This is a genomic window from Isoptericola sp. S6320L (assembly GCF_023015685.1).
GTDB classification, from domain to species: Bacteria; Actinomycetota; Actinomycetes; order Actinomycetales; family Cellulomonadaceae; genus Isoptericola; species Isoptericola halotolerans_A.
This window is the reverse complement of record NZ_JALKAT010000007.1, coordinates 69,932-96,669: the sequence shown is the minus strand read 5'-3', so window position 1 is coordinate 96,669 and position 26,738 is coordinate 69,932. Positions and strand designations below refer to the sequence as shown.

Sequence of the window (26,738 nt, the reverse complement as noted above, 5' to 3'; positions counted from 1 at the left end):
GTGAGACGGTGCCCGTCCACGCCGTGGTCCTGCCTGCCACCGTCCTCCTCGTGCCAGGGGCGGGCGGTGTCGCCCGCCCGCTCGAGCCGTTGCGCCGTGCGGTGCTCGACGAGCTCTCGCAGGTGACCGGGCCGACCGGCGCGCCCCCGGTGCGATGGGGCGTGCTCGCGCCGGCCGCCCGCACCGCCGTCGGGCGACGCCGGCCGTCGCTCGCGGGCGCCGGGATCAGCGACCGCTGGCTCGGCGGCCTCGACGGATGGCCGGCGCACGACGCGGTGGGACCGCGGACGACGCCGGCCGCGGTGCCGGCATCGGTGGCACAGTTCGTGCTCGCCGACGCCGTGGGACCCGATGCCGCGGCCGACGCGCTCGTCGTCGAGCTGGCCGAGGACGGTGACGACGCGCTGCTGGCCGCCACGGCGGACGAGCTCGGTGACTGCGACGCGCTGCTGGTGGCGGGGGGCGACCCAGGCACCGCCAGGGCGTCGACCTGCACCCCGGGCGTGACCGCGGTCCTGGAGCTGCTCGCCGCACGCGGCGGCTGGACGTCGGCGACGCGGTCCGTCGTCGTGACCGCACCCCACCTGCCCGACCGCTACGACGTGGTGACCTGGAGCGGGCGACCGGCCCCGACGGATCAGACCGCGGCCGCGGCGAACCAGCCGACTCCCGCCAGCAGCAGCCAGAAGCGCACCGTGCGCCCCACGAGGACGGTCGGGACGTAGACGGCCAGGGGCACGCGCAGCGACCCGGCGACGACGGCGATGATCATCAGCGGCGGGAAGCCCAGGCACGCGGAGGCGAGCAAGACCGCCGCAGTGAGGACCGGACGGCCGGTGACGCGGTCGCGCCATCGCTCGAAACCGCGGCGCCACTTGTCCTGAGCCAGCTTGCGCTGCAGCCGCGGGGACTCCATCGACCGCGCGGCCGCGAGGTACCAGGCCACCTTCGCCACCGTCTGGCCGACGCCCGCCGCCAGCGCGAGGCCGGCCAGGAGCAGGGGGGAGCCCGCGGCGTCGGTGGCAGCGGCCACCCCGCCGAGGTACACCTCGACGCTGACCACGGGGACCAGGCCCGACAGCAGGCTCACGGCGAAGGTGGTCAGCAGCAGCACCCGCGGAGCCTACCCGGCGCGGTCCTGGCCCGGCGGGGGCCGGACACCGGAGGCCGGACACCGGGGGCCGATACCGTGGGGCCGTGATCGTCGCCGTCGTAGGACCCACCGCCACCGGCAAGTCGGACCTCGCCCTGGACCTCGCGCAGGTGCTGTCGGAGGCGACCGGTGCCGGCGCGCCCGCCGAGATCGTGAACGCCGACGCCTTCCAGCTCTACCGCGGGATGGACATCGGCACGGCGAAGGTGCCCGTCGCCGAGCGGCGGGGGATCGTCCACCACCAGATCGACGTCCTCGGGCCCGACGAGGACGCCTCGGTGGCGTGTTACCAGGAGGCGGCCCGGGCCGACCTCGACGCGATCGACGCGCGTCGCGCACGCGCTGTCGTCGTGGGCGGGTCGGGACTCTACGTGCGAGCGCTGCTGGACCACCTGGACTTCCCCGGCACGGACGCCGAGGTGCGGGCACGGCTGGAGCAGCGTGCCGAGACGGAGGGCGGGCGTGCGCTGCACGCCGAGCTCGCGCGCCTCGACCCGGCGGCCGCCGGGTCCATCGGTCCCGCGAACACCCGGCGCGTCGTCCGCGCGCTGGAGGTCATCGAGATCACCGGCCGGCCGTACACCGCCAACCTGCCCCGCCAGGAGTACGTCCGGCCGGCCGTGCAGATCGGCCTCGACTGCGACCGCGAGACGCTGGACGCCCGGGTGGCCGGCCGCGTGGACCGCATGTGGGACGCCGGGCTCGTCGAGGAGGTGCGGCGCCTCGCCGCACCAGCCCAGGGCGGCACGGGCCCGGGCCTCGGGGCCACGGCCGCCCGCGCTGTCGGTTACGCCGAGGTGCTGCGCTGGTTCGCCGGGGAGTGGACCGAGGACGAGGCGCGTGCCGCCGTCGTGGCCAACACCCGCCGCCTCGCCCGCAAGCAGATGGGCTGGTTCGGTCGCGACCCGCGCGTGCAGTGGCTCGACGCCGGCTCACCGAGCCTGCGCGACGACGCGCTCGCCGTCGTGCGCGCCGCCGACGCCGGCGAGCTGCCCGCACCGGGCGAGGGGCCCGTACGCCGTAGTCTGGGCTCATGACCTTGCGCTTCACCAAGGGCCACGGGACGCACAACGACTTCGTCCTGGTCGCCGACACCCGGGGAGACCTGGATCTGACGCCCCAGCAGGTGCAGCACCTGGCCGACCGCCGCGGGGGCATCGGCGGCGACGGGGTCGTCCGCCTCGCCCCGACGGCCGCCGTCGCCCGCGCGGGCGAACCCGCGGCCGACGCCGTCCTGGCCGAGGAGCCGGAGGCGATCTGGTTCATGGACTACCGCAACTCCGACGGCACGGTGGCCGAGATGTGCGGCAACGGCGTGCGGGTCTTCGCCGCGTTCGCCGAGAACCTCGGGCTCGTCGACCTCTCGGACGGCGGTGAGCTCGCCCTCGGCACGCGGGGCGGCGTCAAGCGCGTCCGCAAGGAGCCCAACGGCTGGTACGCGGTCGACATGGGCCCGTGGTCCTTCCCCGGCGGTCCGGAGGCCGTGGCGGCCGGAGCCGACGCGGCGGTCATGACGGCCGGCTGGGACGCCCCGCGCCCCGCGCTCAGCGTCGACCTCGGCAACCCGCACACCGTCGTCGCGCTGTCCCGGCCTGCCGAGCTCGACGCCCTGGACCTCACCCGCACCCCTGCCGTCGACCCGCCGCCGCCGCACGGGACCAACGTCGAGCTCGTCGTGCCGCTGGGCGAGGAGACGACGCCCGACGGCGCGACCGTCGGCCGGGTACGCATGCGCGTGCACGAGCGCGGCGTGGGGGAGACGCAGTCGTGCGGGACCGGAGCCTGCGCCGCGGCGCTCGCGGTCCGGGCCTGGGCGGCGGCCGGTGCCGCGGAACCGGACCTGGTGCCGACGACCTGGTTCGTCGAGGTACCGGGCGGCGAGCTGCGCGTACGGCTGCTCGACGGGGGGCACGTCGAGCTGGCCGGGCCGGCCGAGCTCGTCTTCAGCGGCGACGTCGAGCTGTAGTGCCGGCGGCGGCGCCGGGCCTCACCGAGGTAGCGCGCGCGGCCTCGGCCGTGCTCGGCGCCGAGCTGCTCGACCCGAAAGACCTCGGTGGCTCAAGGCGTTCCATCGTGCTGCGGTGCCGTGTCGACGGTCCCGGTCCGGCCGGCGGCACGGTCGTCGTCAAACAATTTCACGGTGCGGACGACGGTGGCTACGGGCGCGAGAGGGCGGGGCTGAGCCTGCTCGGGCGCACGCCCGAGCTGATCGCCGCCGACGACGACCGGCGGCTGCTCGTGATGTCTGACCTGGGCGACCCGCCGACGTTGGCCGACCTTCTGCTCGGTACCGATCGGGAGGCCGCCTGGTCCGGTGCAGCCGGCTGGGCCCGCGAGCTGGGGCGGCTGGCGGGCAGTGGCCGGGGTCGGCTCGACGCGGCCCGCGAGATGCTGGGAGAGGAGCCCTGGGACGTCGTGGACGACGTGACCCGGGGAGCGGCGCGACTCAGCGAGCTGCTCGGTGGGACGGCCCGCGCCGACCGCCTGCACGCCGAGGCGCGGATGGCCGCGTCGGCGTTCACGGGCGGTGGCCCGGTCGTCCTCGCTCCGTCCGACACCTGTCCCGACAACGCGGTGCTGCGTGCGGACGGCTGGTGGTTCCTCGACCTGGAGGGCACGGTGGTCCAGCCCCCCGCGTTCGTGGCCGCCTACACCGTGCTGCCCTTCGCCACCTGCTGGTGCGTGTTCGACCCGCCGGCGGGCCTGACCGAGATGCTCCTGGATGAGTTCACCGGCGGGCTCGGCGAGATCGCGCCCGATCTCGACCTCGGCCCGGCCTGGCAGCGGGACGTCGACCGGGCGAGCGGGGCGTACGTCCTGGCGATGACCGGGTGGCTCATGGACAGCACGCTGGCCGGGCGCGAGCACGTCGGCCCTGCTGGACGCTCGCCCTCGTACCGGCAGCTGATGACCTCACGCTGGCGGTGGGCCGCCGTGAACTTGCGCACCGCCATGCCGGAGCTGGCCGTCGCGTGCGCATCCGCCGCTCGCTGGGCGTCCCGCACGTGGGGCAGCGAGGCGGAGCCGGCGGGATACCCGGCCTTCGCGGGCTGAGTCGGCCTCAGCGCGTCACGTGCAGGACGCGGAACCCCTTGGACGACGTCGCGCGCTGCGTCGGCAGGCCGAGGTCGGCCTGGATCCAGCGGGCCATGGAGTCCGAGCCGAGGTTCTTCTGGACGACCATCCACCCGCCCCCCGGGGCACCGCCGGGCGCCAACCGCGGCAGCCACCGCCGCAGCATGTCGTGCAGCGCCTGCTTGCCGACCCGGATCGGCGGGTTCGACCAGAGCGCGGCGAACGTGACGTCGTCGGGCACCTCGTCCGGGGTGACGGCGTGCACCTGCCGGGCGATACCGAGCCGGTCCGCGTTGCGGCGCACCAGGTCGAGCGCGCGGAGGTTGACGTCGACGGCCCAGACCGTCGCGCCCGGCGCCCGCCGCGCCATGGTCAGGGCGATCGGGCCCCAGCCGCAGCCGAGGTCCAGGAGATCGCCGGCGGGCGGTGCGGGCACCTCGTCGAGCAGCACCCGGGTGCCCTTGTCGAGGCCGCCGGGGGAGAAGATGCCCGCCGCGACCTCGACCTGGGTGGAGACGCCCGCGAGATCGACGGCGACGAGCCGTCGTTCGGCGTCGGAGGCCGGCTCGGCCGTGAAGTAGTGGTCGCTCACGGTGGCCATGGTAGAGCCGTGCGTAATTCCCTTCGGACGGGACGAATCCGCGTGGGATCCTTGTTGTACCCGACGTACCCCATGGAGAGGACCACCTTGACCCACATCCCGACCGATCCCGAGCAGACACCCGCAGCCACCGAGCCGAGCGCGTCCCGTGACGCGCAGTCGATCGCGAACGACGTCGTCGCGCGGGTGCTGGCGCGGGCCGGGACCGCACGGGCCGAGGGCACGACGGTCCACTCCGCCCACGACGGCGAGCAACTCGACCTGGTCGAGCGGGCCGCGCTGCGTCGCGTGGCCGGGCTCTCGACCGAGCTCGACGACGTCACCGAGGTCGAGTACCGCCAGCTGAGGCTCGAGAAGGTGGTGCTGGTCGGGATCTTCCCCGGCGGGGAGGCCGCGGCGCGCGAGGCCGACGTCTCGCTGCGCGAGCTCGCGGCGCTGGCGGAGACGGCCGGGTCGCAGGTGCTCGACGGCTTGCTGCAGAAGCGCGCCAAGCCCGACCCCGGCACCTTCCTCGGCTCCGGCAAGGCGGCCGAGCTGGCCGAGATCGTCGCGGCGTCCGGTGCGGACACCGTGGTGGTCGACACCGAGCTGGCCCCCTCCCAGCGACGTGGCCTGGAGGACATCGTCAAGGTCAAGGTGGTCGACCGGACCGCCCTGATCCTCGACATCTTCGCCCAGCACGCCAAGTCACGGGAGGGCAAGGCGCAGGTGGAGCTCGCCCAGCTGGAGTACCTCCTGCCGCGCCTGCGCGGCTGGGGCGAGTCGATGTCCCGCCAGGCCGGTGGCCAGGTGGGTGGAGCCGGCGCCGGCATGGGCTCGCGCGGCCCCGGTGAGACCAAGATCGAGCTCGACCGCCGCCGCATCCGCAACCGCATGGCCAAGCTGCGTCGCGAGATCGCGGCGATGGCACCGGCACGGGAGACCAAGCGGCACGACCGCAAGCGGCACGCCATCCCCAACGTGGCGATCGCCGGCTACACGAACGCCGGCAAGTCGTCGCTGCTCAACGCGCTCACCGGTGCGGGCGTGCTCGTCGAGAACGCGCTGTTCGCCACCCTCGACCCGACGGTGCGCCGATCGCGGACGGAGGACGGCAGCGTCTTCACCTACGCCGACACCGTCGGGTTCGTGCGGCACCTGCCGCACCAGCTCGTCGAGGCCTTCCGGTCCACCCTCGAGGAGGTGGGGGACGCGGCGCTGCTGCTGCACGTCGTCGACGCCTCCCACCCGGACCCCGAGGGGCAGATCGACGCCGTCCGCGAGGTGCTCGCCGAGATCCCCGGCATGGACGACGTGCCGGAGGTCGTGGTGCTGAACAAGGCCGACGTGGCCGATCCCACGGTCGTCGGACGCGTGCAGCGCCGGGAACGTCGCACGGCGGTCGTCTCGGCGCACTCGGGCGAGGGCATCGCCGAGCTGCGCGCGCTCATCGCCGACGCGCTGCCACGGCCTGCCGTCGAGATCGACATCGTCGTGCCGTACTCGCGCGGCGACCTGGTCCACCGGGTCCACGAGAACGGCGAGCTCGTCGGTGAGGAACACCTCCCGGACGGCACGCGACTGAGGGGCCGCGTCGACGCGGCGCTCGCCGCGGAGCTGGAGGACGTGGCGCTCTGAACCACGCCGCACCGCCCCGGGCCCACGTCCCCGCCCCGCGGGGCTGTGGACCCGGCGGGAGCGGCGTGCCGTGCGCCCGTAGGATCGTCCGGTGAACTCGTCCGCCGCGTCTGCCGACGCTCCCGAGAACCCGCCCGAGGTCACCGAGCTGCTCGACCTCGCCGTGGCGGCCCTGGGCGGGTCGCGACGCGAGGGTCAGGACCGGATGGCCGCAGCGGTGACGGGTGCCGTGGAGTCGGGTCGGCACCTCCTCGTCCAGGCCGGTACCGGCACCGGCAAGTCCCTCGGCTACCTGGTGCCCGCGGTGCGGCACGCGGTCACGGCCGGCGAGCGGGTGGTCGTGTCCACGGCCACGCTCGCGCTGCAGCGGCAGGTGATCACGCGTGACCTGCCCCTGGTGGCCGATGCCGTCGCGCCGCGCCTGCCGCGGCCGCCCCGCGTGGCGCTGCTCAAGGGCTGGCACAACTACCTCTGCCGACACAAGGTCACCGGCGGGTACCCGGTCGACGGTGCGACGCTGTTCGACCTCCCGGCCGACCCTGGCCCCGGCGAGGGGTCGTCCGCCGAGCAGCACCCCGCCGCGGCGTCGCACGGCCGCTCCGACGACGGCGCACGCCTCGCCGACCACGTCCGCCGTCTGCACGCGTGGGCCCAGGAGACCGACACCGGGGACCGGGACGACCTGGTGCCCGGCGTGCCCGACCGGGCATGGCGCCAGGTGTCGGTGACGTCCCTGGAGTGCCTGGGGCAGCGGTGCCCGCTGATCGACGAGTGCTTCGGCGAGCGGGCGCGCAACACCGCCCGCGAGGCCGACGTCGTGGTGACCAACCACGCGATGCTCGGCATCGCCGCGTCGGGCAACACCAACGTGCTGCCGGAGCACGACGTGCTCGTGGTCGACGAGGCCCACGAGCTGGTCGACCGGATCACGGCGGCCGCGACGGTGGACCTGTCCGGCGGGACCGTGGAGCACGCCGCCCGCCTCGTGCGTCAGCACGGCGGGACGCTGACGGACGACCTCGACGCCGCCGCCCGGTCGCTGGCGGAGGTGCTCGCACGGGTCCCGGCCGAGCGCTATCCGCAGGGTCTGCCCGCCGAGCTGCAGTCGACGGTCGGGGCGGTGCGCGACGCCGCACGGTCGCTGCTGAGCGACCTCAAGCCGGACAAGGGCGCCGAGCCGGACGCCGGCCTCAAGATGGCGCAGTCGGCCCTCCAGCAGCTCTTCGAGGTCGCCGAGCGCATGGCGGCGCAGGACACGAGCGACGACGTCCTGTGGTGCTCGCGACCGCCGGCCGACGTCCCGTGGGGGGACGGCGTGGGCCGGTTGCACGCCGCACCGCTCGCCGTCGCCGGCCTGATCAGCAGCCAGCTCCTCGGCGACCGGACCGGCGTCCTCACCTCGGCGACGCTCGCGCTCGGCGGGACGTTCGACCCGGTGGCCCGGTCCCTCGGGCTCGCCGCGTCGACGGGCGAGGACGACACGGTGTGGCGGGGTCTGGACGTGGGCAGCCCGTTCGACTACCGCAAGCAGGGCATCTGCTACGTCGCCAAGCATCTGCCGGCCCCCGGCCGTGAGCCGACGACCGAGGCCCAGCTCGACGAGATCGCGGGGCTGATCGAGGCGGCCGGCGGGCGGACGCTCGGGTTGTTCTCGTCCCGGCGGGCGGCCACCGCGGCCGCCGAGGCGATGCGTGAGCGGCTGGACGTCCCGGTGCTCTGCCAGGGGGACGACCAGCTGCCGACGCTGGTGCAGCAGTTCGCGCAGGACCCGGCGACGTGCCTCTTCGGCACCCTGTCGCTGTGGCAGGGCGTGGACGTCCCGGGTGACGCCTGCCGGCTCGTCATCATCGACCGGGTGCCCTTTCCCCGGCCGGACGACCCGGTGAAGGCTGCTCGCGCCCGTGCGGTGGAGCAGGCGGGCGGCAACGGATTCATGCAGGTCGCCGCGACGCACGCCGCGCTCCTGCTCGCCCAGGGCGCGGGGCGGCTCATCCGGTCGACCTCCGACAGGGGTGTCGTGGCGGTGCTCGACCCTCGTCTCGTCACCGCGCGGTACGGCACCTTCCTGACCCGGTCGATGCCGGACTTCTGGCGCACGACCGACGCGGACCTGGTCCGTTCGGCGCTCCGGCGGCTCGCATAGCGCACCGCCGGAGTGCCGCCTACGCTGGCCGGGTGACAGCACCCCGCAGCACGACCAAGCTCGCCGTCGTCGGTGCCGGAGCGGTCGGTGCCACCCTCGCCTTCACCGCGCTCGCCCGTGGCTCCGCCCGGACGGTCGCCCTCCTGGACGTCAACCGGGCCAAGGTCGAGGCCGAGGTGCTCGACCTGCAGCACGGTGGGATGTTCGTCCCCCAGGCCGAGGTGCTCGGCTCGGACGACGTCGAGGTCTGCCGCGGCGCGGACGTCGTGGTGGTCACCGCCGGGGCCAAGCAGCGTCCGGGGCAGTCGCGCCTGGACCTTGCCGAGGCCACCATCTCGCTGACCCGCGAGATCCTTCCGGGGCTGGTCGAGGCCGCGCCGGACGCCGTGTTCCTCATGGTGACCAACCCGGTCGACGTGGTGACGTACGCGGCGCAGCAGATCTCCGGCCTGCCGCCCGAGCGTGTCTTCGGCTCGGGCACGGTGCTCGACTCGTCACGACTGCGCGCTGCTCTCGCGCAGCACTGCGGGGTGGCGACGGCGAACGTGCACGCCTACATCGCCGGCGAGCACGGCGACTCGGAGATCGCGCTGTGGAGCTCGGCGCGCATCGCCGGCGTCCCGCTCCTCGACTGGGAGGCGCTGCCCGGCCGCCCGCCGCTCGACGACGACGCCCGCAGGTCGATCGCGCGCGACGTGGTCGAGTCGGCGTATCGCGTGATCGCGGGCAAGGGTGCCACGAACTACGCCGTCGGCCTCGCCGCGACCAGGATCGTGGAGGCGGTGCTGAACGACGAGCACCGCGTGATGCCCGTCTCCACCCGGATCGAGGACTTCCACGGCATCCGCGACGTGTGCCTCTCCCTGCCGACGCTGGTGGATTCCCGCGGTGCGACGACGGTCGTCGACACGCCGCTGTCCGAGCAGGAGGTGGCCGGTCTGCGGTCGTCGGCGGCGAGCGTGCGTTCCGTGCAGCAGCGCTTCGGCCTGTAGCCGCCGCGGCGACGCGGCCGCAGCAGCCCGGCGTCCTCTCGAGGCCGCCCCGACTACAGGCTGCGCAGGACCGCCACGACACGGCCGAGGACCTGTGCCTCGTCACCGGAGATCGGGTCGTAGGCCGGGTTCTGCGGCATCAACCAGGTGTGCCCGCCGGACTGCTTGAACGTCTTGACCGTGGCCTCTCCGTCCAGCATCGCGGCGACGACCTCGCCCTGCTCCGCGACGTTCTGCCGGCGCACCACGACCCAGTCGCCGTCACAGATGGCGGCATCGATCATCGAGTCCCCGGCCACCTTGAGCAGGAAGAGCTCGCCGTCGCCCACCAGCTGGCGGGGGAGCGGGAAGACGTCCTCGACGACCTGCTCGGCCAGGATCGGGCCACCGGCGGCGATGCGGCCGACCAGCGGGACGTAGGAGGGGGTCGGGGTCGCGTCCTCCGCGCCGTCCGGCATCGGCGGACGCAACGGCGCGACCGGCGCCTCGGCGGGTGAGGCCACGGTCGCGGCGGCGCCACCCGCGGCCGGGTCGACGACCTCCATGGCCCGCGGCCGGTTCGGGTCGCGGCGCAGGTACCCCTTCCGCTCGAGCGTGGTGAGCTGGTGCTTGACCGACGAGGGGCTGGCCAGGCCCACCGCCTCACCGATCTCCCGCATCGTGGGCGGGTAGCCCCGGCTCTCCACCGAGTCGCGGATCGTGTCCAGGACCCGACGCTGGCGCGGCGTCAGCCGGTCGGGGCCCGCGGAGATCTCGGAGACGGACGCGAGCGTGCCGTCGTGCGAACCGGACCCGGCGCCTTCGGTCTCGCGTGTCGTCGTCATGCGTCTCTCCCGTCAAGAACCAGACAAACCTGTCATCGCTCCCGTCAGCGTAGGTCAGATCGCCCCGGACATCAAACGTTTGTTCGAGATCTCTCGACGCGTGTCGGTGTGCCGTGGTACCAATGGGTACAGGTGTTCGACGAACAGGCGTTCTACGGACGGGCGTTCGAGCGCAGCGTCTCGCAGACGGCTGACACCGGTCCGGGACAGGTCCGAGGGAGAGGACGACGCAATGGCATCGATCGCAGTGGTTCCGCAGGCCGACCCGGGTCCCACCGGTCCGTTCGGCCGTGGTGAGGCCGGCGTGCTGGGGCTCGGCGGCCTACGGCTCACGGCGAGGGGTCGCCGCGTGCTCGTCGGACTCGTGGCCCTGCTCCTGGCGGTGCCGGCGGTCGCCTGGGGTGCCCTCGCCGTCGCGAACCCGCCCGACCGGGCCCAGGAGGTCCGGCTGGAGACCGTGGCTCCGGGGGAGACCTTGTGGCAGTACGCACGGACGGTGGCGGAGCCGGGGGAGGACCTGCGCGACGTCGTCGCCGCCCTGCGGGAGCTGAACGGCCTGGGCAGCGCCGAGCTCAGGGCGGGCCAGGTGCTGGTGCTGCCGCTCGAGTAGCCGCACCCGGTGTTGCACCGAGGGCTGGCTGGCGCATACTTTCGTCGGGCAGCCGGGCACGGGCCCGGCCTCGACCGCAGGAGACCCCGGATGCACTGCCCGTTCTGCCGACACGCCGACTCGCGCGTGGTGGACTCGCGTACCGCCGACGACGGATCGTCGATCCGCCGTCGTCGTCAGTGCCCGAACTGCCAGCGGCGCTTCACCACGATCGAGACCGCCAGCCTGTCCGTCGTCAAGCGCTCCGGCGCCACGGAACCGTTCAGCCGGGACAAGGTCGTCTCCGGGGTGCGCAAGGCGTGCCAGGGCCGGCCGGTCAGTGCCGACGACCTGGCCCTGCTGGCGCAGCGGGTGGAGGAGACGTTGCGTGGGTCGGGCAGCGCGGAGATCGACGCCTACGAGATCGGGCTGGCGATCCTCGGGCCGCTGCGGGAGCTCGACGAGGTGGCCTACCTGCGTTTCGCGTCGGTCTACCAGTCGTTCGACTCGCTGGACGACTTCGACGCCGCGATCACCTCGCTGCGTGCGGAACGCGCCGAGCGCGAGGCCGGCTCCGGGGCGACACCGGGTGAATCGTCGGAGTCGACGAGCCCAGGGCACACCTGATCCGAAATCCCCTCGCGCTCGCAGGCCCGGTGGCGCATGCTGAGCCCTATGACAGACGACAAGAGGACCACCGCTCCCGGTGACGAGGCCAAGGCCCGGTTCAAGGAGGCGCTCGACAAGAAGAACGCGGCCCGCCACCGCACGTCGGACTCCGAGCGCAACACCGGGTCCGTGCACGGGTCGGAGACCTCGGGTCCCGTGCAGCCGATGTTCCGGCGCAAGTCCGGCTGAGCTGCCGCTCCGCACGACGGAGGGCCTGCACCATGCGCTGGTGCAGGCCCTCCGTCGTGCTCGGGTGCGGCGGCCGGTCAGCCGGCGGCCGGGCCGGGCGGGAACTCCGGACGTTCGAAGGCGTCGCGGATGCGCAGCCGCACCGTGGTGTCCATCGCCATGAGCTTCTTCGAGGCGCCGCGCTGGGTGACGTCGGAGATGTCCGTGACGACGTACCCGAGGTCGCCTCGGGTGGCGAGCATCTGGGCCTCGATGTTGGCACCGTGGTCGGCGAAGACCTGGTTGACGGCCGCGAGCACCCCCGGCACGTTGCGGTGCAGCAGGGCGATGCGCCCCACGCCGGTGTGCTCGAGCTGCAGGTTCGGCAGGTTGACCGAGAGGGTCGTCGACGCCGTCAGGAAGTAGTCGCGCAGCTTCTTCGCGACGAAGTGGCCGATCGACTCTTGCGCCTCGAGCGTCGATCCGCCGACGTGCGGCGTGAGGATGACGTTGTCCAGCCCGCGCAACGGGGACTCGAAGTGGTCGCCGCGCTTCTTCGGCTCGGTCGGGAAGACGTCGACGGCCGCGCCGGAGAGGTGTCCGGACAGGATGTGCTCGCGCAGGGACTCGACGTCGACGACGAAGCCACGGGAGAGGTTGAGGAAGATCGACCCCGGCTTCATCCGCGCGAACATGTCGCCGGTGAACATCCCGGCGTTGCCGGCGCGCCCGTCCACGTGGATCGTCACGGCGTCGGCGACCTCGAGCAGCTCGCCCAGCGTCTCGACGCGACGCGCGTTGCCGAGCGCGAGCTTCTCGGCCGTGTCGTAGAACACCACGTTCATGCCCAGGTTCTCGGCGAGCACCGACAGCTGGGAGCCGATGTTGCCGTACCCGATGATGCCCAGGGTGCGCCCGCGGACCTCGTGGGATCCTTCGGCCGTCTTGTCCCAGACGCCGTCGTGCAGCGCCTTGTCCCGCACCGCGAGGCGACGGGTGAGGGCGATGATCTCCGCGACCGCCAGCTCCACGACGGAGCGGGTGTTGGAGAACGGGGCGTTGAACACGGCGACGCCGTGCGACGACGCCGCGTCGAGGTCGATCTGGTTCGTCCCGATGGAGAAGGTCCCGACCGCCAGCAGGCCGGGGACGGACTCCAGGACGTGACGGGTGACCTGGGTCTTGGAGCGGATCCCGAGGATCTGGAAGTCGGCGAGCGTCTCGATCAGCTCGGCCTCGTCGAGGGCGCCGGAGCGCGTCTCGACCTCGATCCCCGCATCGCGGAGGATCTCGACGGCAGCAGGATGGACGTTCTCGAGGAGGAGGGCGCGCAGCACGGACCTATGGTGCGCCACCGCGCCCCGCCCCACAAACCCGTCTCATCCTTCGTCCACCAGGCCGTCGGGCAGGCGGCGGGCGTGCACCACGACGAGCTGCTGGGTCGGGCGGGTCATGGCCACGTACAGGTCCCCCCATCGCCCCGGTCCGGCGGCGACGTCGGCCGGCTCGACCAGCACGACGGCGTCGTACTCGAGCCCCTTGGCCTCGCGGGGCGAGGTGACCACGACCTGGGCGTCCTCGGGGCGCTGGGCGGCGAGCCGTGAGGCCTCGGCCGGCCCCAGCGCGTCGGTGAGCGCAGCGGCCACCCGCTCGCCCAGCGCCGGGACCGACTGCTGCGCGGCGATGACGGCCACCCGCCCCGACCCGTCGCGGGAGACGTGCTCGCGCGCGAGGTCGGCCGCGCGCGCGGCCGCGGCCACGACCGGGTCGTCGACCCGCTCGACGTGCAGGGCGTCGGGGAGGTCGCGGGCGGCGGTCAGGGGGGAGACCGGCAGCCCGGCCGCCGTCGCCACGCGCTGGGCGGAGTCGGCGACGGCGGCCGGCGTCCGGTAGCTGACGGTGAGCTCGCTCAGCCGCCAGCCGTCCCGCAGGACGGCGTCGAGCGCCGCGGGCCACGACGTCGCACCCGCTGCGGACGAGGTCTGGGCGACGTCGCCGACGATCGTCAGGGACCGGGACGGGACACGGCGGACGATCGCGTGCCACGCCATGGGGCTCAGCTCCTGCGCCTCGTCGACCACGACGTGGCCGTAGGTCCACGAACGGTCGGCTGCGGCGCGCTCGGCCGTGGTCAGCACGGGACCGGACTCGGCGAACCGCGCCGCGAGGGTCTCGGCGTCGACCAGCCCGCCGCCGGCCCCGGTGGACTCGAGCACGGAGCGGGCGTACTCCAGCTCGGCGGCGCGCTGCGCCTCCGCGGCGCGCGACTCGGCCCTGGCCAGGGAGTCGTCGACGCCGAGCAGCTCGGCCGCCTCGTCGAGGAGCGGGACGTCGGACTCCGTCCAGGGCGCGTCGGGCGAGCGGCGCAGCAGCTGCCGCTCCCGCGCGGTCAGCTCGGGTGCGGCCTCCGCGAGCCGGTGCGGCTTGGCCCACAGGTCGGCGACGAGCTTCTCGGGAGTCAGCGGGAACCAGGCGAGGTTGATGGCCACCCGGACGTCCCGGTCGGCCCGCAGGTCCTCGTTCAGCACGGCGACGTCGTGGTCGGACAGCTCGGAGTCGGTCCGTGCGCGGTACTGGTCGATGAGCCGCGCCAGCATCTCGCGCACGAACGTGGCCCGCGCCTCGTTGTGCGGCTTGTGGGTCCGCCGGGCGCGGGCGATCGCGTCCCGCACGTCCCGCCGTCGGACCTCGAGGTCGACGCCGTCGACGCGCACCGGCACGTCGCGCTCGGGGATCCGCTCGCGGGCCCGGACGGCGCGGCGGATCGCCGTCCGCCACAGGAGCCGCCCCTTGATCTCGGCGACCGGGCCCTCGTCCACACCCTCGGCCCGCAGCCCCGGCAGCAGCTCGGACACGGTCGTCGAGACCACGCCGGTCTCGCCGAGCGAGGGCAGCACCTGGTCGATGTAGCGCAGGAACGCGCGGCTGGGCCCCACGAGCAGCACGCCCGAACGCTCCAGCACCCGTCGGTGCGCATAGAGCAGGTAGGCGGCACGGTGCAGCGCGACCGCCGTCTTGCCCGTCCCCGGGCCGCCCTGGACGACGAGGGCGCCGCCGAGGTCGTCGCGGACGATGCGGTCCTGCTCGCCCTGGATCGTCGCGACGATGTCGGCCATCCGGCCCGTCCGTCGGGTGGCGAGCGACGCGAGCAGCGCGCCCTCCCCGGACAGCGAGGACACGTCCAGGCCGTCCGAGACGGCGTCGAGGTCGAGCACCTCGTCCTCGTAGCCGGTGACCGTCCGCCCTGCGGTGACCACGTGCCGACGACGGCGGATCCCGTCAGGGTGCACCGCCGTCGCGCGGTAGAACGCCTGTGCCGCCGGGGCCCGCCAGTCCGTGAGCAGGGTCCGGTGCTCCTCGTCGGCGAGGCCGATCCGTCCCACGTACCGCACCTCGCCGTCGTCGAGGTCCAGGCGGCCGAAGGCGAGCCGGTCCTCGACGGCATCGAGCTGCGCCGCACGGTCCGCGTACAGCGTGGCGAACGCGTCGCGCTCGCTCCGGTTCTGGGGCGAGCCGGAGGGGCCCACCCGACGGACGTCCGCCAGGCGCTCGCGCGCGACGGCGCGCAGCGTGTCGAGGCGGTCGTACAGCCGGGTCACGACCGCCTGCTCGCGCGCCAGCTCTTCGTGCCTGCCCGCCACACGTCCTCCCGATGCTCCTCGATCCGCGGCCGACCATCATTCCACGCGCGGCGGGTCGAGTGCGCCGCGCGGGGCGGCGGACCGGCGACGCGCCGGGTCGTGGGCGATGACGCCGACCGGTGCGACGGCATAGGATCACGGTCATGATCAGCGGCGACGGGGGACGCGCCGGGTCCGAGGGCGGCGCGTCGGCGGAGCCGACCGTGGTGCTGCTCGTGGAGGACGACGACGGTGACGCCCTGCTCGTGACCGAGCTGCTCGCCGACGCCGAGATCGAGATCGAGGTGCGCCGGGCGACGTCGGTGGCCCAGGCCGCCGACGAGCTCGCCCAGTCGGCGGTGGACTGCCTCATCGTGGACCTGGGTCTGCCGGACGCCGTCGGTCTCGGAGCGGTGGAACGCCTGCGCCGCTCGACCGAGCGGCACCCGGTGCCGCCCGCCCTCGTCGTGCTGACGGGCCACGCCGGGATCGACCAGGGCGTGCGCGCCGTCGCGGCGGGTGCGGACGACTACCTGGTCAAGGGCGAGACGGGTCCTGACCTGCTGGGGCGCTCGCTGCGCTACGCGCTCCAGCGCCGGCGGTCGGCGGCGCAGCAGCGGGCCCTGTACCGCAGCGAGGTGCGGGCCGCGGAGACGGCACGGCTCGAACGCGCCCTGCTGCCCAAGCCGCTCGTCGAGGACGTCGCCGTGTCCGTGATGGTCGGCTACCTGCCCGGGGGCAACGGCCTGCTCGGCGGGGACTTCTTCGACTCCGTCGAGATGGCCGACGGCACGGTGCTGTCGATGGTCGGGGACGTGGCCGGGCACGGGCCGGACGAGGCCGCGCTCGGCGCGACGCTCCGCACGGCCTGGCGCACCCTCGTGCTGACGGGCACACCGCCGGTCGACGTGCTCGGCCACCTGGAGCGCGTCCTGGTCACCGAGCGGTCCCGGCCGGAGACGTTCGTGACCCTGTGCCAGGTGGCGGTCGCGGCCGACCGCGGAGCGATCGACCTCTACCTCGCGGGGCACCCCGCGCCGATGCTCCTCACCGGACCCGTCGGCGCCGTCCGCTGCGACCAGGTCGATCCGACGTCCCGCGGCCGCGCGCTCGGCATCCCGATCGACGGCGGCTGGGTCCCGCAGCGCCTGGAGGTGGACGGTCCCTTCGCCGTGCTCATGTACACCGACGGACTCGTCGAGGCCTCCGTCGCGGACCCGGTCGGCGGTCCCACCGGTCCCGCCGGTCCCGGCGGTCCGGGGAGGCCCGCCGGTCGCGGGCCGGAACGCATCGGTGTGGACGGGTTGCACCGGCTCGTGCAGCTGGAGCTCGACGAGTCGGGGTTCGTCGGGGTCGTCGAGCGGGTCCTGCGCCGCGTGCGCGCCGTCCACGGCGGTCCGCTCGTCGACGACGCCGCCATGCTCGTGATCGGGTGGACCGGTACGAGCGAGGTCGTCGGGGAGCGATCGTCGACGCTGGCGGACTCGGCCGAGTGGGCCCGCTGGTGAGCGAGCGTCCCTCCGTCCTGACGGGCCTGCGCCGGCTGCTGCGCGGGGCCGGCGTGGTGCTGCTCCTGGTGCTGGTGGTGGCGTTCGTCGCGGTCCTCGTGTCGCTGCGGCTGCTCGCGGACGGCGCCGACGCCGAGGCGATCGAGCTCGCCCGGCGCTGGAACGAGGTCGTGCTGGTCGTCGTCGGAGTGCTGGGCGTCGTGGCCGTGGTGCTCGGCTGGATGGTCTGGCAGGCGGTGCAGCGCGGCGTGACCGCGCCGCTCGGGACCCTCGCGGCCGAGGTGCGCAAGGCCAGCGCGGGAGAGCACGACCACGAGATCCCCCGGGTCGGTGCCGGGGAGGTAGCAGCTCTCAGCCGGGACGTCGAGAACATGCGCCGCGAGCTGGTCCAGCAGGTCGCCGAGGCCCGTGAGGCGCACGCCGAGGCCGAGGACGCCCAGGACAGGCTCCAGGAGCAGGCCCGCGAGCTGGAGCGCTCGAACCGCGATCTCGAGCAGTTCGCCTACGTCGCCTCGCACGACCTGCAGGAGCCGCTGCGCAAGGTGGCCAGCTTCACCCAGCTGCTGCAGAAGCGCTACGGCGGCCAGCTGGACGACAGGGCCGACCAGTACATCGCGTTCGCCGTGGACGGTGCCCACCGCATGCAGCGCCTCATCCAGGACCTCCTGAGCTTTTCCCGGGTGGGGCGCAGCGGGGTGGCCCACGAGGACGTCGACCTGGAGTCGGTCCTGCGGCAGGTGCTGGCCGACCTCTCCCAGCGGATCGAGGACGAGGGCGCCGAGGTCACCCACGACCCGCTGCCGGTGGTGCGGGGCGAGAAGGGCCTGCTGACGATGCTCCTGCGCAACGTCGTCGGCAACGCGTTGAAGTTCCGCCACCCGGACCGCCCGCCTCGCGTGCACGTCACGGCACGTCGCGGCGAGGACGGGGCGAGCTGGGAGCTCGCCTGCAGCGACAACGGGATCGGCATCGACCCGCAGTACGCGGAGCGGGTCTTCGTGATCTTCCAGCGGTTGCACCCGAAGGAGGTGTACAGCGGCACCGGCATCGGGCTGGCGCTCGTCAAGCGTGTGGTCGAGCACCACGGCGGTCGGGTCTGGATCGACCCGGACGCCACGCAGGGCACGACCATCCGGTGGACCCTCGCCGCGTCCGCTTAGGGTGGCGGGATGACGGAGCAGCAGGTCGGTATCGAGGTCCTCCTGGTGGAGGACGATCCCGGCGACGTCCTCATGACCCGTGAGGCGTTCGCCGAGCACAAGGTCGCGAACCATCTGTCGGTGGTGTCCGACGGCGTGAGCGCGATGGAGTTCCTCCGCCGAGAGGGCGCGTACGCCGAGGCGCCGCGGCCCGACCTCGTCCTGCTCGACCTCAACCTGCCGCGCATGGACGGCAGGGAGGTCCTCGCGCTGGTGAAGGAGGACCCGGTGCTCAAGCACATCCCCGTGGTGGTCCTGACGACGTCGGAGGCGGAGGAGGACGTCCTGCGCTCGTACGCCCTGCACGCCAACGCCTACGTCACCAAGCCGGTCGACTTCGAGCGGTTCATCGACGTCGTGCAGCAGATCGACGAGTTCTTCGTCTCCGTGGTGCGGCTCCCGCGCCACTGAGACCGGGATGATCCGAGGGGTCGGCCTGGTTGTCCCTGATGGACGCTGCTGCATGGTGGCGGTCGAGACGAGGAGGAACGAGTGCTGGACCCGCAGGGGATCTATGAGGTCGACGACGAGGCGGTCGAGCGCACGTTGGGCGACGAGCCCGCGGCGAACGCCGCGCCGGTCCTGGTGCACGCGCTGCGCGGCTTCGTCGACGCCGGGTCGGCCGGCGAGATCACCGTCGCGCACCTGCTCGAACGGTTCACGGCCACGCGGCTGATCACCTTCGACGTCGACCGCCTGGTGGACTACCGCTCGAGGCGCCCGGCGATGACGTTCGACGCCAACCGGTGGGCGGACTACGACGAGCCGTCCCTCGTGGTCGACCACCTGACGGACGACGACGGCGCAGGCTTCCTCCTGCTGCACGGTGTCGAGCCGGACGTCCAGTGGGAGCGCGTGGTCGCGGCCGTGCGCGAGATCGTCGAGGAGCTCGGCGTCTCGCTGACCGTCGGGGTCCACGGGATCCCGATGGGCGTCCCTCACACGCGCCCCCTGACCCTGACGGCGCACGGCACCCGCGAGGGACTGGTGGAGGACTACACCTCGTTCTTCGGTCAGGTGCGGGTGCCCGGCTCGCTCGGCGCGCTCCTGGAGCTGCGGCTGGGGCAGACCGAGCACGACGCGCTCGGTGTGACGGTCCACGTGCCGCACTACCTGGCGCAGTCGCGTTACGTCCCCGCTGCGGTGGTCGCCCTGCAGCACCTGGAGAAGGCGACCGGGCTGGCGCTCGGCACGGACGGTCTCGCCGAGGCCGCGGCGGAGACGCAGGTCGAGGTGGCCGAGCTCGTCGCCGAGAACGAGGAGGTCGCCGCCGTGGTGCGCCAGCTCGAGGAGCAGTACGACGCCTTCACGCGCTCCGTCGGCCGGACGAACCTGCTGGCCGAGGAAGCCGCGCTGCCCACGGCCGACGAGCTCGGCGCGGAGTTCGAGAGGTTCCTCGCCCAGCGCGACGAGGACTGATCGGGGAGCGTCCGGCGGGGAGTCCCGCCGGGGGTCGGCGCGCGGTGCCCATCGGGTGCACGCCGTTGTGGTCCGTGCCACACTGTCGGGCGTCGCACCTGCTCACCGGCGCACCGACCGGTTCCGGGGCGGTGCGACGGCGGGTGCCCGTCCGGTGCACCCGTGCACCGGACGGAAGGTCGAAGGATCAGCATGGCGCAGGGTTCTGTGAAGTGGTTCAACTCCGAGAAGGGCTACGGGTTCATCGCCCAGGACGGCGGCGGCGCCGACGTCTTCGTCCACTACTCGGCGATCCAGACGCAGGGTTACCGCACGCTCGACGAGGCCCAGCGGGTCGAGTTCGAGATCACCCAGGGGCCGAAGGGTCCGCAGGCGGAGCAGGTCGTCCCGCTCTGAGGCGGGGCGCTCCGCGACAGGCCGCTCCCGGGCTCCCGGGGGCGGCCTGCCGCGTCTCAGGGGAGCGGCGCGGCCGACCCGACGAGCCGAGCGAGCTCGTCGCCGACGAGGACCCGCGCGGGAACGGCCAGGGATCGCAGCGCACGGGCGAGCCCCGCGTCACCCAGGTCCGGCCCGGCCGCCGGGTCCGCGCTGCCCGGGGCGACGGCAGCGATCACGACGTTGCCGTAGCGGCGGCCCTTGAGCACGGCCGGCTCGGCGACCACGGCGAGGTGTCCGGCCGCGACGGCGTCCTCGTCGAGGGACGGGACGATCGAGGCCAGCTCCTGCCGTGTGCGTTCCAGGGGTGGGCGATCGGCGCAGTTGACGAGCAGGAGTCCGCCGGGGCGCAGCACCCGCAGAGCGGCGCTCGCGAAGGCGCGGCCCACGAGGTGCCCGGGGGTCGTGTCACCGTCGAACGCGTCGCGCACCACGACGTCGAACGACGCGGCCGGCAGGGAGGCCAACGCATGGCCGGCGTCGTCGGCCCGCAGTCGGAGGCGGGGTGCACGGGGCAGGGAGAACCACTCACGCACCAAGGTCAGCAGGCGCGCGTCGATGTCGACCCCGAGCTGGCGCGAGTCGGGCCGGACGTGCTCGATCTGACGGGGCAGAGCGCACCCCGCGGCGCCGAGGTGGAGGGCACGGACCGGTCCGGGGGGCAGCAGGTCGACGACGGCGGCCATCTGCTGGAGGTACTCGAAGGCGAGGAAGCCCGGGTCGGCCAGGTCGAGGCATGAGCTGGGCACGCCGTTGACGTGCAGGGTCACCCGCGCGGCGTGGTCGGGGTCCTGCTCGAGGTGCGCCGTGCCGGTGTCGATCGGTACCGGACCTGCCGGGAGTGTCGGTACCTCGCGCGAGGATCGGTCCGGACGGGTCGTACGGGAGCGTCTGGCCATGGGCACAGTCTCTCGCGCGGCACGACCTTGACAGGATCGAACAGGCGTTCGAAGATGCGAGGGTGGGAACGTCCCGCCCGGCGGTCAGGAGGTGTGCGATGACAGCACGAGGCGGTGCACCCGTGCCCGACCGCGTGGACAGGCTCCTGGTGCGCGCCGATGCGGAGCTGGCAGCCGCGGTCGCCGCCACCGAACCTTCGGAGCGTTTCGTCCACGCCCATCTGGCGGCGCTGCGCTCTGCCGCCGCCGTCGTGGCGCTCCACGGGGACCCGCCCCGCGGGCGGGCCCGGGCCGTCTGGGAGCTGCTCACGAGGGTGGAGCCCGAGCTGGCGGCGTGGAGCGTGTACTTCGCGTCCGGTGCCCGTCTGCGCGCCGCCGTCGACGCCGGGCACGGCGAGGACGTGACGCCGGCCCGCGCGGACGAGCTGCTCGCGTGCGCCGAGGACTTCCGCGACGAGGTCGGGCTCCGGCTGGACCCGGACGCCGGCTTCTCCCTGCGGTCCGCGCGTGGCGCCGTGACGGCGGCGTCGTGAGCCGCGGCCCGCGGTCCTCGGACGTGCGGCGCGACTGGGGGCACGACGAGGACGGCTCGTCGATCCTGCACGTCGACATGGACGCGTTCTTCGCGTCCGTCGAGCTCGCGCGACGGCCAGAGCTCCGTGGGCGTCCCGTCATCGTCGGCGGGCGGGAGCGAGGGGTGGTCCTCGCGGCCACCTACGAGGCGCGGGCCTACGGCGTCCGGTCCGCGATGTCGATGGCCCACGCGACGCGCCGGTGCCCTCAGGCCGTCGTGGTGGCGCCCGACCACCGCCGCTACCGCGAGGTGTCGCGATCGGTGATGTCGATGCTGGGCGACATCACGGCGGTCGTCGAGCAGGTCTCGGTCGACGAGGCCTTCCTGGACGTCGCCGGGGCCCGCCGCCGTCTCGGCCGGCCGACGGAGATCGGCGCGGCGCTGCGCGAGCAGGTGCGCGCCGCGCACGGCATCACCTGCTCGGTCGGCATCGGCCGCAACAAGCTGGTCGCGAAGCTGGCCTCGACGCACGCCAAGCCCGACGGCATGCTGCTCGTCCCGGCAGCGGCGACCGAGTCGTTCCTGCGGGCGCTGCCGGTCGGCGCGCTCTGGGGCGTCGGCGAGAAGACGGAGCAGGTCCTGGCGAGGTGGGGGATCACGACGGTCGCGCAGCTCGCGGACACCGACGTCGCGGTGCTGCAGGCGGCGGTCGGTCGGGTCTCCGGAGCGCATCTGCACGATCTCGCCTGGGGGCGTGACCCCCGTCCTGTGGTGGCGGGTCGCGCCGAGCAGAGCATCGGGGCGGAGTCCACGTTCGGCCAGGACCTCCACGACCTCGGCGAGGTCGCACGCCGGCTGCGCGAGCTCAGCGACCGGGTGGCCGGTCGGATGCGTCACCAGGGGGTCGTGGCGCGGACGGTCGCGCTGAAGGTGCGGACCAGCGACTTCCGGACGATGTCACGGTCCCGCACGCTCGAGGTGCCGACCGACGTGGCGCAGGACGTCTACGGAGTGGCACGCGAGCTGCTCTCGGGAGTCGATCTCGAGGGGCTGCCGGTCCGGCTCGTCGGTGTGCGGGCGGAGAACCTGCGGGCCCGGGCGGACCTCACCTCGCAGCCGTCGCTGTTCGACGACGACGCGCACGTCGGTGCGCGGCGGGACGCGGAGCTGGCGGTGGACGCCGTCCGGGAGAGGTTCGGCTCCGCGGCGATCGCACTGGGGGCGTCGCCGACTACCGTCCAGCGCCCGGCGGGCATATCCTAGAGGCAGGCCACGAAACTACAGCGAGATCGGGGGGCCCGATGCCTCTGTCCGAGTACGAGCAGCGCGTGCTGGAGCAGATGGAGCGCGCGCTCGAGAGCGATGACCCCCGGCTGGCCACGACGCTCCAGCGGTCCCGCCATCGATCGCCGCTGCGGTACGTGCTGGCAGGTCTGTGCGTCGTGCTGGGCCTGGTGCTCCTGGTGATCGGGGTCGCGTCGTCGCTGACCCTGCTGGGGGTCGCCGGCTTCGTCCTGATGTTCGCCGGCGTCGTCTACGCGTTCTCCGCGCCGCGCAAGAAGGGACCGCAGGGAGTCGTCAACGCTGACGGCACCGTCGGCCCGTCGTCCGCGGCGCACGCTGGCTCCGGAGGGCATCGGGGCCGCACGGCGGCGCCGAGCAAGGGTCCGGGCTTCCTGGCCCGCCTCGAGGAGCGGTGGGACCGCCGCCGCGAACAGGGCCGATAGCTCACGACCTGTCGGCCAAGCGCTGTCTCACCCTCGCCGCCACCTCCGCGAGGTCGGGCTGCTCGGGTCCCTCCTCCTGGTCGGTGAGGCTCTCGTCGGCCTCCTCCGGTCTCGCGTAGCGCGCCTGTTCCACGGCCTGCGCCAGGATGGTGAGGTCGTCGTGCACCTCGGGTGCCGGAGCCTTTCCGCGGGCCCTGGTGACGGCGTCCATCACGGCCCGGGGAGCCTGCCGCGGCGTCGTGGGCGCAGGTAGCGCCACGCCCTCGCGAGCCAGTGCCGCGACGACCTGCTGCCAGGCCCGCTCGGCGTCGACCGGGTCCGTGCCCCGGCGGCGCCGCAGCAGGAGGAACGCCGTCGCGCCGGCGCCGACCAGCAGGCCCGCGGCCAGCGCGGCCCAGGCCCAGACGGGCAGGGTGTCCGCGGGTTCCGGCCCGACGGCCACGGGAGGCTCCGTCGGGGCCGCCGTCTGCTCCTGGGGCTCCGGCTGCTCCGCCGCGGGCGGCGGCACCTCCTGCGGAGCGACGGCGTCGGCGGGTGCGTCGACCTCTGCCGCGGTGTAGTCGGGTGCGGTGCCCGTCTGCGTCGCCGGCGTCGGTTCGAAGCGGACCCAACCCACCCCCTCGAAGTAGAGCTCCGGCCAGGCGTGGGAGTCCTGGCCCGTGACCTGCCAGCGGGTGACGTCGCCCTCCGCGTCCTCGACGGCCTCGCCCGGCAGGAAACCGACGCCCAGACGGGTGGGGATGCCCAGGGTGCGAGCCATGACGGACATGGTCGTCGCGAACTGCACGCAGTAGCCGGTGCGGTGCTGCAGGAAGTCCCAGACCGGGTCGCCGGTGCTCCCGCGGGGCAGCTGCGTGGAGTAGGTGAAGGTGGCGGGGTCACGGAGCCACCGCTGCAGGGCCACGGCCTGGTCGTAGGCGGTGTCCGAGTCGGCGGTGACCTCCGCCGCGAGCGCCGCGACCTCCTGGGAGTGCTCGTTCTCGGGCACGGTGAGATAGGCGTCCTCGGTGACGCCCGGGCCAGCACCGCGCAGGAGGTCCGGGTCCAGGTCGCGGGAACGGACGCCCAACGTGTAGACGTCGCCCACGTCGGTCCGGTCACCGACCACCTCGTCGCGCAGCGGGTCGTAGCCCCAGGTGCCGCCGGCGTCCACCCGTCGGGGCTCGAGGGTGACGGGCAGCTGGTCGTCGCGCAGCGAGCCCACGGTGATCGACAGGTCCTGGCGGTCCTGCAGGGCCACGCTGCCGAGGTCGTCGGGCCAGAGCAGCTCGTCCGGTGCGAGCGGTCGGCCGTCGCGCTCCTCGCCGCGTTGCCATCGCCGACCGTCGAACGCGGTGGCCGTGTAGGTGCGCAGCGGCCCGACATCGTCCTCGACCCCTGTGTAGGTGAGCACCACCTCGTCGGAGCGTTCGGTCAGGCTGCTCAGGACGTCGAGGTCCTCGGAGAGCTGGATGGTGTCGCCCGTGGTCGTGAAGCTCTGGTACCAGGCGCCCGCATAGCCGGGCAGCGTGCTCGACGCCGCGGCCACCAGCCCGGCGGCGAGCGCGACCACGAGAGCGACCGCGGTGGTGACGACGCTCCGTGCGCCCTCGGCGCGACGCACGGCCGCCGGGGGGCGCTCGTTCCCGGGACGCCGCCGCTCCCCGGCGCCGACCGAGAGCAGCAGGAGCAGCGCCGCGACCACGACGACGAAGACTGCCGGAGGCACCGACCCGACGAGCACGAGGGGCGGGGACCACAGGGCGAGGAGCGGCAGGCCGACCGCCGCCGGCCAGCGCAGACCTCCGGCGAGGGCGTCGGCGAGGAGCAGCACGGCGAGCGTGCCGCCCACGGTCAGCAGGGCGATCGGCAGGGTCCCCGGCACGGGGGCCACCTCGGAGCGGATGATCTCGCCCGCGTCCCCCAACCGCTCCAGGACCCGGCCCACGCCGTCCGGCCCGACGAACAGCTGCGCCTCGGAGGTCGGTGCCCCGTAGCGTGACAGCACGTACCACGCGGCGACGGCGGCACCGACGAGCGTCGGGACGACCGACCCGCCGGCCGTGTCGTCGCGACGGCGACGGCGCGCCCGCCGTTCGAGCAGGACGCGCGTGAGCCCGGTGGTCCCGGCGACGAGCGCGATGCCGACGAGGCCCGTCCGCACCCAGTCGCCCGGCAGGACGAGGGCGGTGAGCGCCAGCATCGAGGCGGCGACGGCCACCGCCACCAGGGCGGTCGTGGCGACGAGCCGAGCCGTCGGTCCGGCGTACGCGGGGATCATGCGGCACTCTCCGTCAGGAGGGACCACGCCCGCGCCACCGGGGTTCCCGGGGTGCACGACGCCACGTGCCAGCCGGCGGCGCGCAGGTCGTCGGCCGTGGGGTCGACGTCGTGGCGCATCCCGGTCGCGCGGGGGACGACGAGCAGGGCCCACCCCACGCCGTCCGCCCCGAGGGAAGCGACGGCGTGCCGCTGAGGTCCGCTGCCGGTCGGTGCGATCACGGCGACGGTGACCTCCGACCTGGCCCGGTCGGCGCGCAGCGATCGTGCGGTCGTCGTGAGTGCCTCGGCCGCCTCGCTGCCACGCAGCCCGGTGAGGTCCACGGTCGCGTCGAGCAGCTGTGCACGGCCGCTGCCGCGGCCGGCGGCGTGGTCGGTACGCGCGGGCGTGGTCGTCGTGGCGACCAGGCGCGTCGGGTGCCCGGCGTCGAGGAACGACGTCGCGACGGAGGCCGCGAGCTCGACCGCCCACTCGCCGTCGTCCACGACCTCGCGGACGGGGGGCCGCGCTCCCGGACGCTCGTCGGGCGGTGGTGCCAGCAGGCCCCGGTCGAGCAGCACCGTGACCGGACGCAGCCCGGCGCTCTCGTCGGCGCGGACCATCAGCCGGCCCTGGCGGGCCGACCCCGCCCAGTGCACGCGCCGGGGGTCGTCGCCCGGGACGTACTCCCGCAGCACCGAGTCGTCGCTGGAGGCGAGCCGGGCGCCGACGGCCGCGCGGTCGACGTCCCCGAGCGCCGCGGCCCGGGCCGGCAGCGGGGTCGTCCGTGGCCAGACCGAGACGCGCGTCGCCCCGCCGAGCGGCTGCGTGGTCCGTGCGAGCCCGAAGACGTCGGTCCGGGTGGTGAGCACGGGCCCCAGCGGCCAGCGGCCGCGACGCACGGGCGACAGGGAGTACTGCACGGCGATACGGTCCGGGTGAGCGCGCACGTGCGCCCGGATCCCGGACGGTCCGGCGAGCTCGTGGGCGGCCTGCTCGGACAGCCGCAGGCGAGCGAGCCGTTCGTAGGCCGCCCCGGTCCGGGCGCGGGCGCGGACCGTCAGGCGCGTCGTCGCCGAACGGCCCGCGACCACGGGGTCCGGCTCGATGTCGCGCTCGACGTCGAGCGCGCCACGCCCGGCGTCGAGCCGCTGCCACCCGAGGGCGAGGCACGCGGCCGAGACGGCCAGGACGGCGGCGGCGCCGAGGCCGACGACGTCGGGCAGGTCCAGGACCACCCCACCGGCCACCAGCGCCGCACCGGCCACCAGCAGCGCGCCGCCACGTCCGGTCGGTCGTACCCGGGCCAGGCGGCGGAGCGCCGACCCACCTCGCAGTCGTGTCATG

26 protein-coding genes are annotated in these 26,738 nt (G+C 74.2%); 18 read left to right on the top strand and 8 right to left on the bottom strand.

The window, feature by feature from the left end; all coding sequences use genetic code 11:
• Positions 1–8: 8 nt before the first annotated feature.
• Positions 9–725: a hypothetical protein gene (locus MWU57_RS06325; protein WP_246908094.1), complete on the top strand. Its 717-nt coding sequence runs from the start codon at positions 9–11 to the stop codon at positions 723–725.
• Here MWU57_RS06325 and MWU57_RS06320 read toward each other — a convergent pair.
• Entirely contained in the window at positions 638–1,114 is a 477-nt protein-coding gene (locus tag MWU57_RS06320) for a hypothetical protein (RefSeq protein WP_106268029.1), read from the bottom strand. The two genes, MWU57_RS06325 and MWU57_RS06320, sit on opposite strands and share 88 nt — an antisense overlap.
• An 83-nt stretch (positions 1,115–1,197) precedes the next feature.
• On the opposite strand from MWU57_RS06320, the gene miaA reads away from it, so the two are divergent.
• The 3 genes from miaA to MWU57_RS06305 all read left to right on the top strand — a co-directional run bounded on the left by miaA (position 1,198) and on the right by MWU57_RS06305 (position 4,207).
• Positions 1,198–2,190, top strand: coding sequence for a tRNA (adenosine(37)-N6)-dimethylallyltransferase MiaA (gene miaA / locus MWU57_RS06315; protein ID WP_246908091.1), 993 nt, complete (start codon positions 1,198–1,200; stop codon positions 2,188–2,190).
• Positions 2,187–3,119: a diaminopimelate epimerase gene (gene dapF / locus MWU57_RS06310; RefSeq protein WP_106268025.1), complete on the top strand. Its 933-nt coding sequence runs from the start codon at positions 2,187–2,189 to the stop codon at positions 3,117–3,119. Before miaA ends, dapF begins: the two co-directional genes overlap by 4 nt.
• Before the next feature lie 107 nt (positions 3,120–3,226).
• Entirely contained in the window at positions 3,227–4,207 is a 981-nt protein-coding gene (locus MWU57_RS06305; protein ID WP_246908088.1) for a hypothetical protein, read from the top strand.
• Between the two features lie 7 nt (positions 4,208–4,214).
• Here MWU57_RS06305 and MWU57_RS06300 read toward each other — a convergent pair whose 3' ends face one another.
• Positions 4,215–4,829, bottom strand: coding sequence for a class I SAM-dependent methyltransferase (locus MWU57_RS06300; protein WP_246908086.1), 615 nt, complete (start codon positions 4,827–4,829; stop codon positions 4,215–4,217).
• A gap of 72 nt (positions 4,830–4,901) precedes the next feature.
• Here MWU57_RS06300 and hflX point away from each other — a divergent pair, with 72 nt between their 5' ends.
• From hflX to MWU57_RS06285, 3 genes are all read left to right on the top strand, one after another.
• Entirely contained in the window at positions 4,902–6,446 is a 1,545-nt protein-coding gene (gene hflX / locus MWU57_RS06295) for a GTPase HflX (protein ID WP_374108529.1), read from the top strand.
• 91 nt (positions 6,447–6,537) lie between these two features.
• The gene (locus MWU57_RS06290) at positions 6,538–8,589 is read left to right on the top strand and encodes an ATP-dependent DNA helicase (protein WP_106268019.1); all 2,052 of its coding nucleotides are present in this window, start codon (positions 6,538–6,540) and stop codon (positions 8,587–8,589) included.
• A 32-nt stretch (positions 8,590–8,621) separates the two neighbouring features.
• Complete coding sequence (locus tag MWU57_RS06285; protein WP_246908082.1) at positions 8,622–9,581, top strand: L-lactate dehydrogenase; 960 nt, start codon at positions 8,622–8,624, stop codon at positions 9,579–9,581.
• Between the two features lie 53 nt (positions 9,582–9,634).
• Here the strand turns inward: MWU57_RS06285 and lexA are convergent, their stop codons facing one another.
• The gene (lexA, locus tag MWU57_RS06280; RefSeq protein ID WP_246908080.1) at positions 9,635–10,405 is read right to left on the bottom strand and encodes a transcriptional repressor LexA; all 771 of its coding nucleotides are present in this window, start codon (positions 10,403–10,405) and stop codon (positions 9,635–9,637) included.
• A 232-nt stretch (positions 10,406–10,637) separates the two neighbouring features.
• Here lexA and MWU57_RS06275 point away from each other — a divergent pair, with 232 nt between their 5' ends.
• The 3 genes from MWU57_RS06275 to MWU57_RS06265 all read left to right on the top strand — a co-directional run bounded on the left by MWU57_RS06275 (position 10,638) and on the right by MWU57_RS06265 (position 11,852).
• The gene (locus tag MWU57_RS06275) at positions 10,638–11,015 is read left to right on the top strand and encodes a LysM peptidoglycan-binding domain-containing protein (protein WP_106268013.1); all 378 of its coding nucleotides are present in this window, start codon (positions 10,638–10,640) and stop codon (positions 11,013–11,015) included.
• Positions 11,016–11,105: 90 nt separating this feature from the next.
• Positions 11,106–11,621, top strand: coding sequence for a transcriptional regulator NrdR (gene nrdR, locus MWU57_RS06270; RefSeq protein ID WP_246908078.1), 516 nt, complete (start codon positions 11,106–11,108; stop codon positions 11,619–11,621).
• 48 nt (positions 11,622–11,669) lie between these two features.
• Positions 11,670–11,852, top strand: coding sequence for a DUF5302 domain-containing protein (locus MWU57_RS06265; RefSeq protein WP_106268009.1), 183 nt, complete (start codon positions 11,670–11,672; stop codon positions 11,850–11,852).
• A 77-nt stretch (positions 11,853–11,929) separates the two neighbouring features.
• On the opposite strand, the gene serA is transcribed toward MWU57_RS06265, so the two are convergent.
• Positions 11,930–13,168: a phosphoglycerate dehydrogenase gene (gene serA, locus MWU57_RS06260; protein ID WP_246908076.1), complete on the bottom strand. Its 1,239-nt coding sequence runs from the start codon at positions 13,166–13,168 to the stop codon at positions 11,930–11,932.
• A 42-nt stretch (positions 13,169–13,210) separates the two neighbouring features.
• Entirely contained in the window at positions 13,211–15,472 is a 2,262-nt protein-coding gene (locus tag MWU57_RS06255; RefSeq protein WP_246908073.1) for an AAA family ATPase, read from the bottom strand.
• 143 nt (positions 15,473–15,615) lie between these two features.
• Between MWU57_RS06255 and MWU57_RS06250 the strand changes: the two genes are divergently transcribed.
• The 5 genes from MWU57_RS06250 (at position 15,616) to MWU57_RS06230 (ending at position 19,973) form a co-directional block, all read left to right on the top strand.
• Entirely contained in the window at positions 15,616–16,959 is a 1,344-nt protein-coding gene (locus tag MWU57_RS06250; RefSeq protein ID WP_246908071.1) for a PP2C family protein-serine/threonine phosphatase, read from the top strand.
• Positions 16,956–18,119 (top strand): ATP-binding protein, encoded by a 1,164-nt coding sequence (locus tag MWU57_RS06245; protein ID WP_106268289.1) that lies wholly within the window; start codon positions 16,956–16,958, stop codon positions 18,117–18,119. The genes MWU57_RS06250 and MWU57_RS06245 overlap by 4 nt, the downstream gene beginning before the upstream one ends.
• Before the next feature lie 9 nt (positions 18,120–18,128).
• Entirely contained in the window at positions 18,129–18,569 is a 441-nt protein-coding gene (locus tag MWU57_RS06240) for a response regulator (RefSeq protein ID WP_106268002.1), read from the top strand.
• Positions 18,570–18,650: 81 nt separating this feature from the next.
• On the top strand, positions 18,651–19,577 hold the full coding sequence (locus MWU57_RS06235; protein WP_106268000.1) for a PAC2 family protein: 927 nt from the start codon (positions 18,651–18,653) through the stop codon (positions 19,575–19,577).
• A gap of 192 nt (positions 19,578–19,769) precedes the next feature.
• On the top strand, positions 19,770–19,973 hold the full coding sequence (locus MWU57_RS06230; protein ID WP_106267998.1) for a cold-shock protein: 204 nt from the start codon (positions 19,770–19,772) through the stop codon (positions 19,971–19,973).
• A 56-nt stretch (positions 19,974–20,029) separates the two neighbouring features.
• On the opposite strand, the gene MWU57_RS06225 is transcribed toward MWU57_RS06230, so the two are convergent.
• Positions 20,030–20,911 carry a spermidine synthase gene (locus MWU57_RS06225; protein ID WP_246908069.1) on the bottom strand — a complete coding sequence of 294 codons (882 nt, stop codon included), beginning with the start codon at positions 20,909–20,911 and terminating at the stop codon, positions 20,030–20,032.
• A gap of 98 nt (positions 20,912–21,009) precedes the next feature.
• Here MWU57_RS06225 and MWU57_RS06220 point away from each other — a divergent pair, with 98 nt between their 5' ends.
• From MWU57_RS06220 to MWU57_RS06210, 3 genes are read left to right on the top strand one after another with little or no spacing between them, the layout of a single operon-like run.
• Positions 21,010–21,444, top strand: coding sequence for an SAV_6107 family HEPN domain-containing protein (locus MWU57_RS06220; protein ID WP_246908067.1), 435 nt, complete (start codon positions 21,010–21,012; stop codon positions 21,442–21,444).
• Positions 21,441–22,688: a DNA polymerase IV gene (dinB, locus tag MWU57_RS06215; protein WP_246908065.1), complete on the top strand. Its 1,248-nt coding sequence runs from the start codon at positions 21,441–21,443 to the stop codon at positions 22,686–22,688. Before MWU57_RS06220 ends, dinB begins: the two co-directional genes overlap by 4 nt.
• 38 nt (positions 22,689–22,726) lie before the next feature.
• Positions 22,727–23,152 carry a DUF3040 domain-containing protein gene (locus tag MWU57_RS06210; protein ID WP_106267991.1) on the top strand — a complete coding sequence of 142 codons (426 nt, stop codon included), beginning with the start codon at positions 22,727–22,729 and terminating at the stop codon, positions 23,150–23,152.
• Position 23,153: 1 nt separating this feature from the next.
• Here the strand turns inward: MWU57_RS06210 and MWU57_RS06205 are convergent, their stop codons facing one another.
• Both MWU57_RS06205 and MWU57_RS06200 read right to left on the bottom strand, forming a co-directional pair.
• On the bottom strand, positions 23,154–25,412 hold the full coding sequence (locus MWU57_RS06205; RefSeq protein ID WP_246908064.1) for a transglutaminase domain-containing protein: 2,259 nt from the start codon (positions 25,410–25,412) through the stop codon (positions 23,154–23,156).
• On the bottom strand, positions 25,409–26,737 hold the full coding sequence (locus tag MWU57_RS06200) for a DUF58 domain-containing protein (protein ID WP_246908062.1): 1,329 nt from the start codon (positions 26,735–26,737) through the stop codon (positions 25,409–25,411). The genes MWU57_RS06205 and MWU57_RS06200 overlap by 4 nt, the downstream gene beginning before the upstream one ends.
• Position 26,738 lies beyond the last annotated feature (1 nt).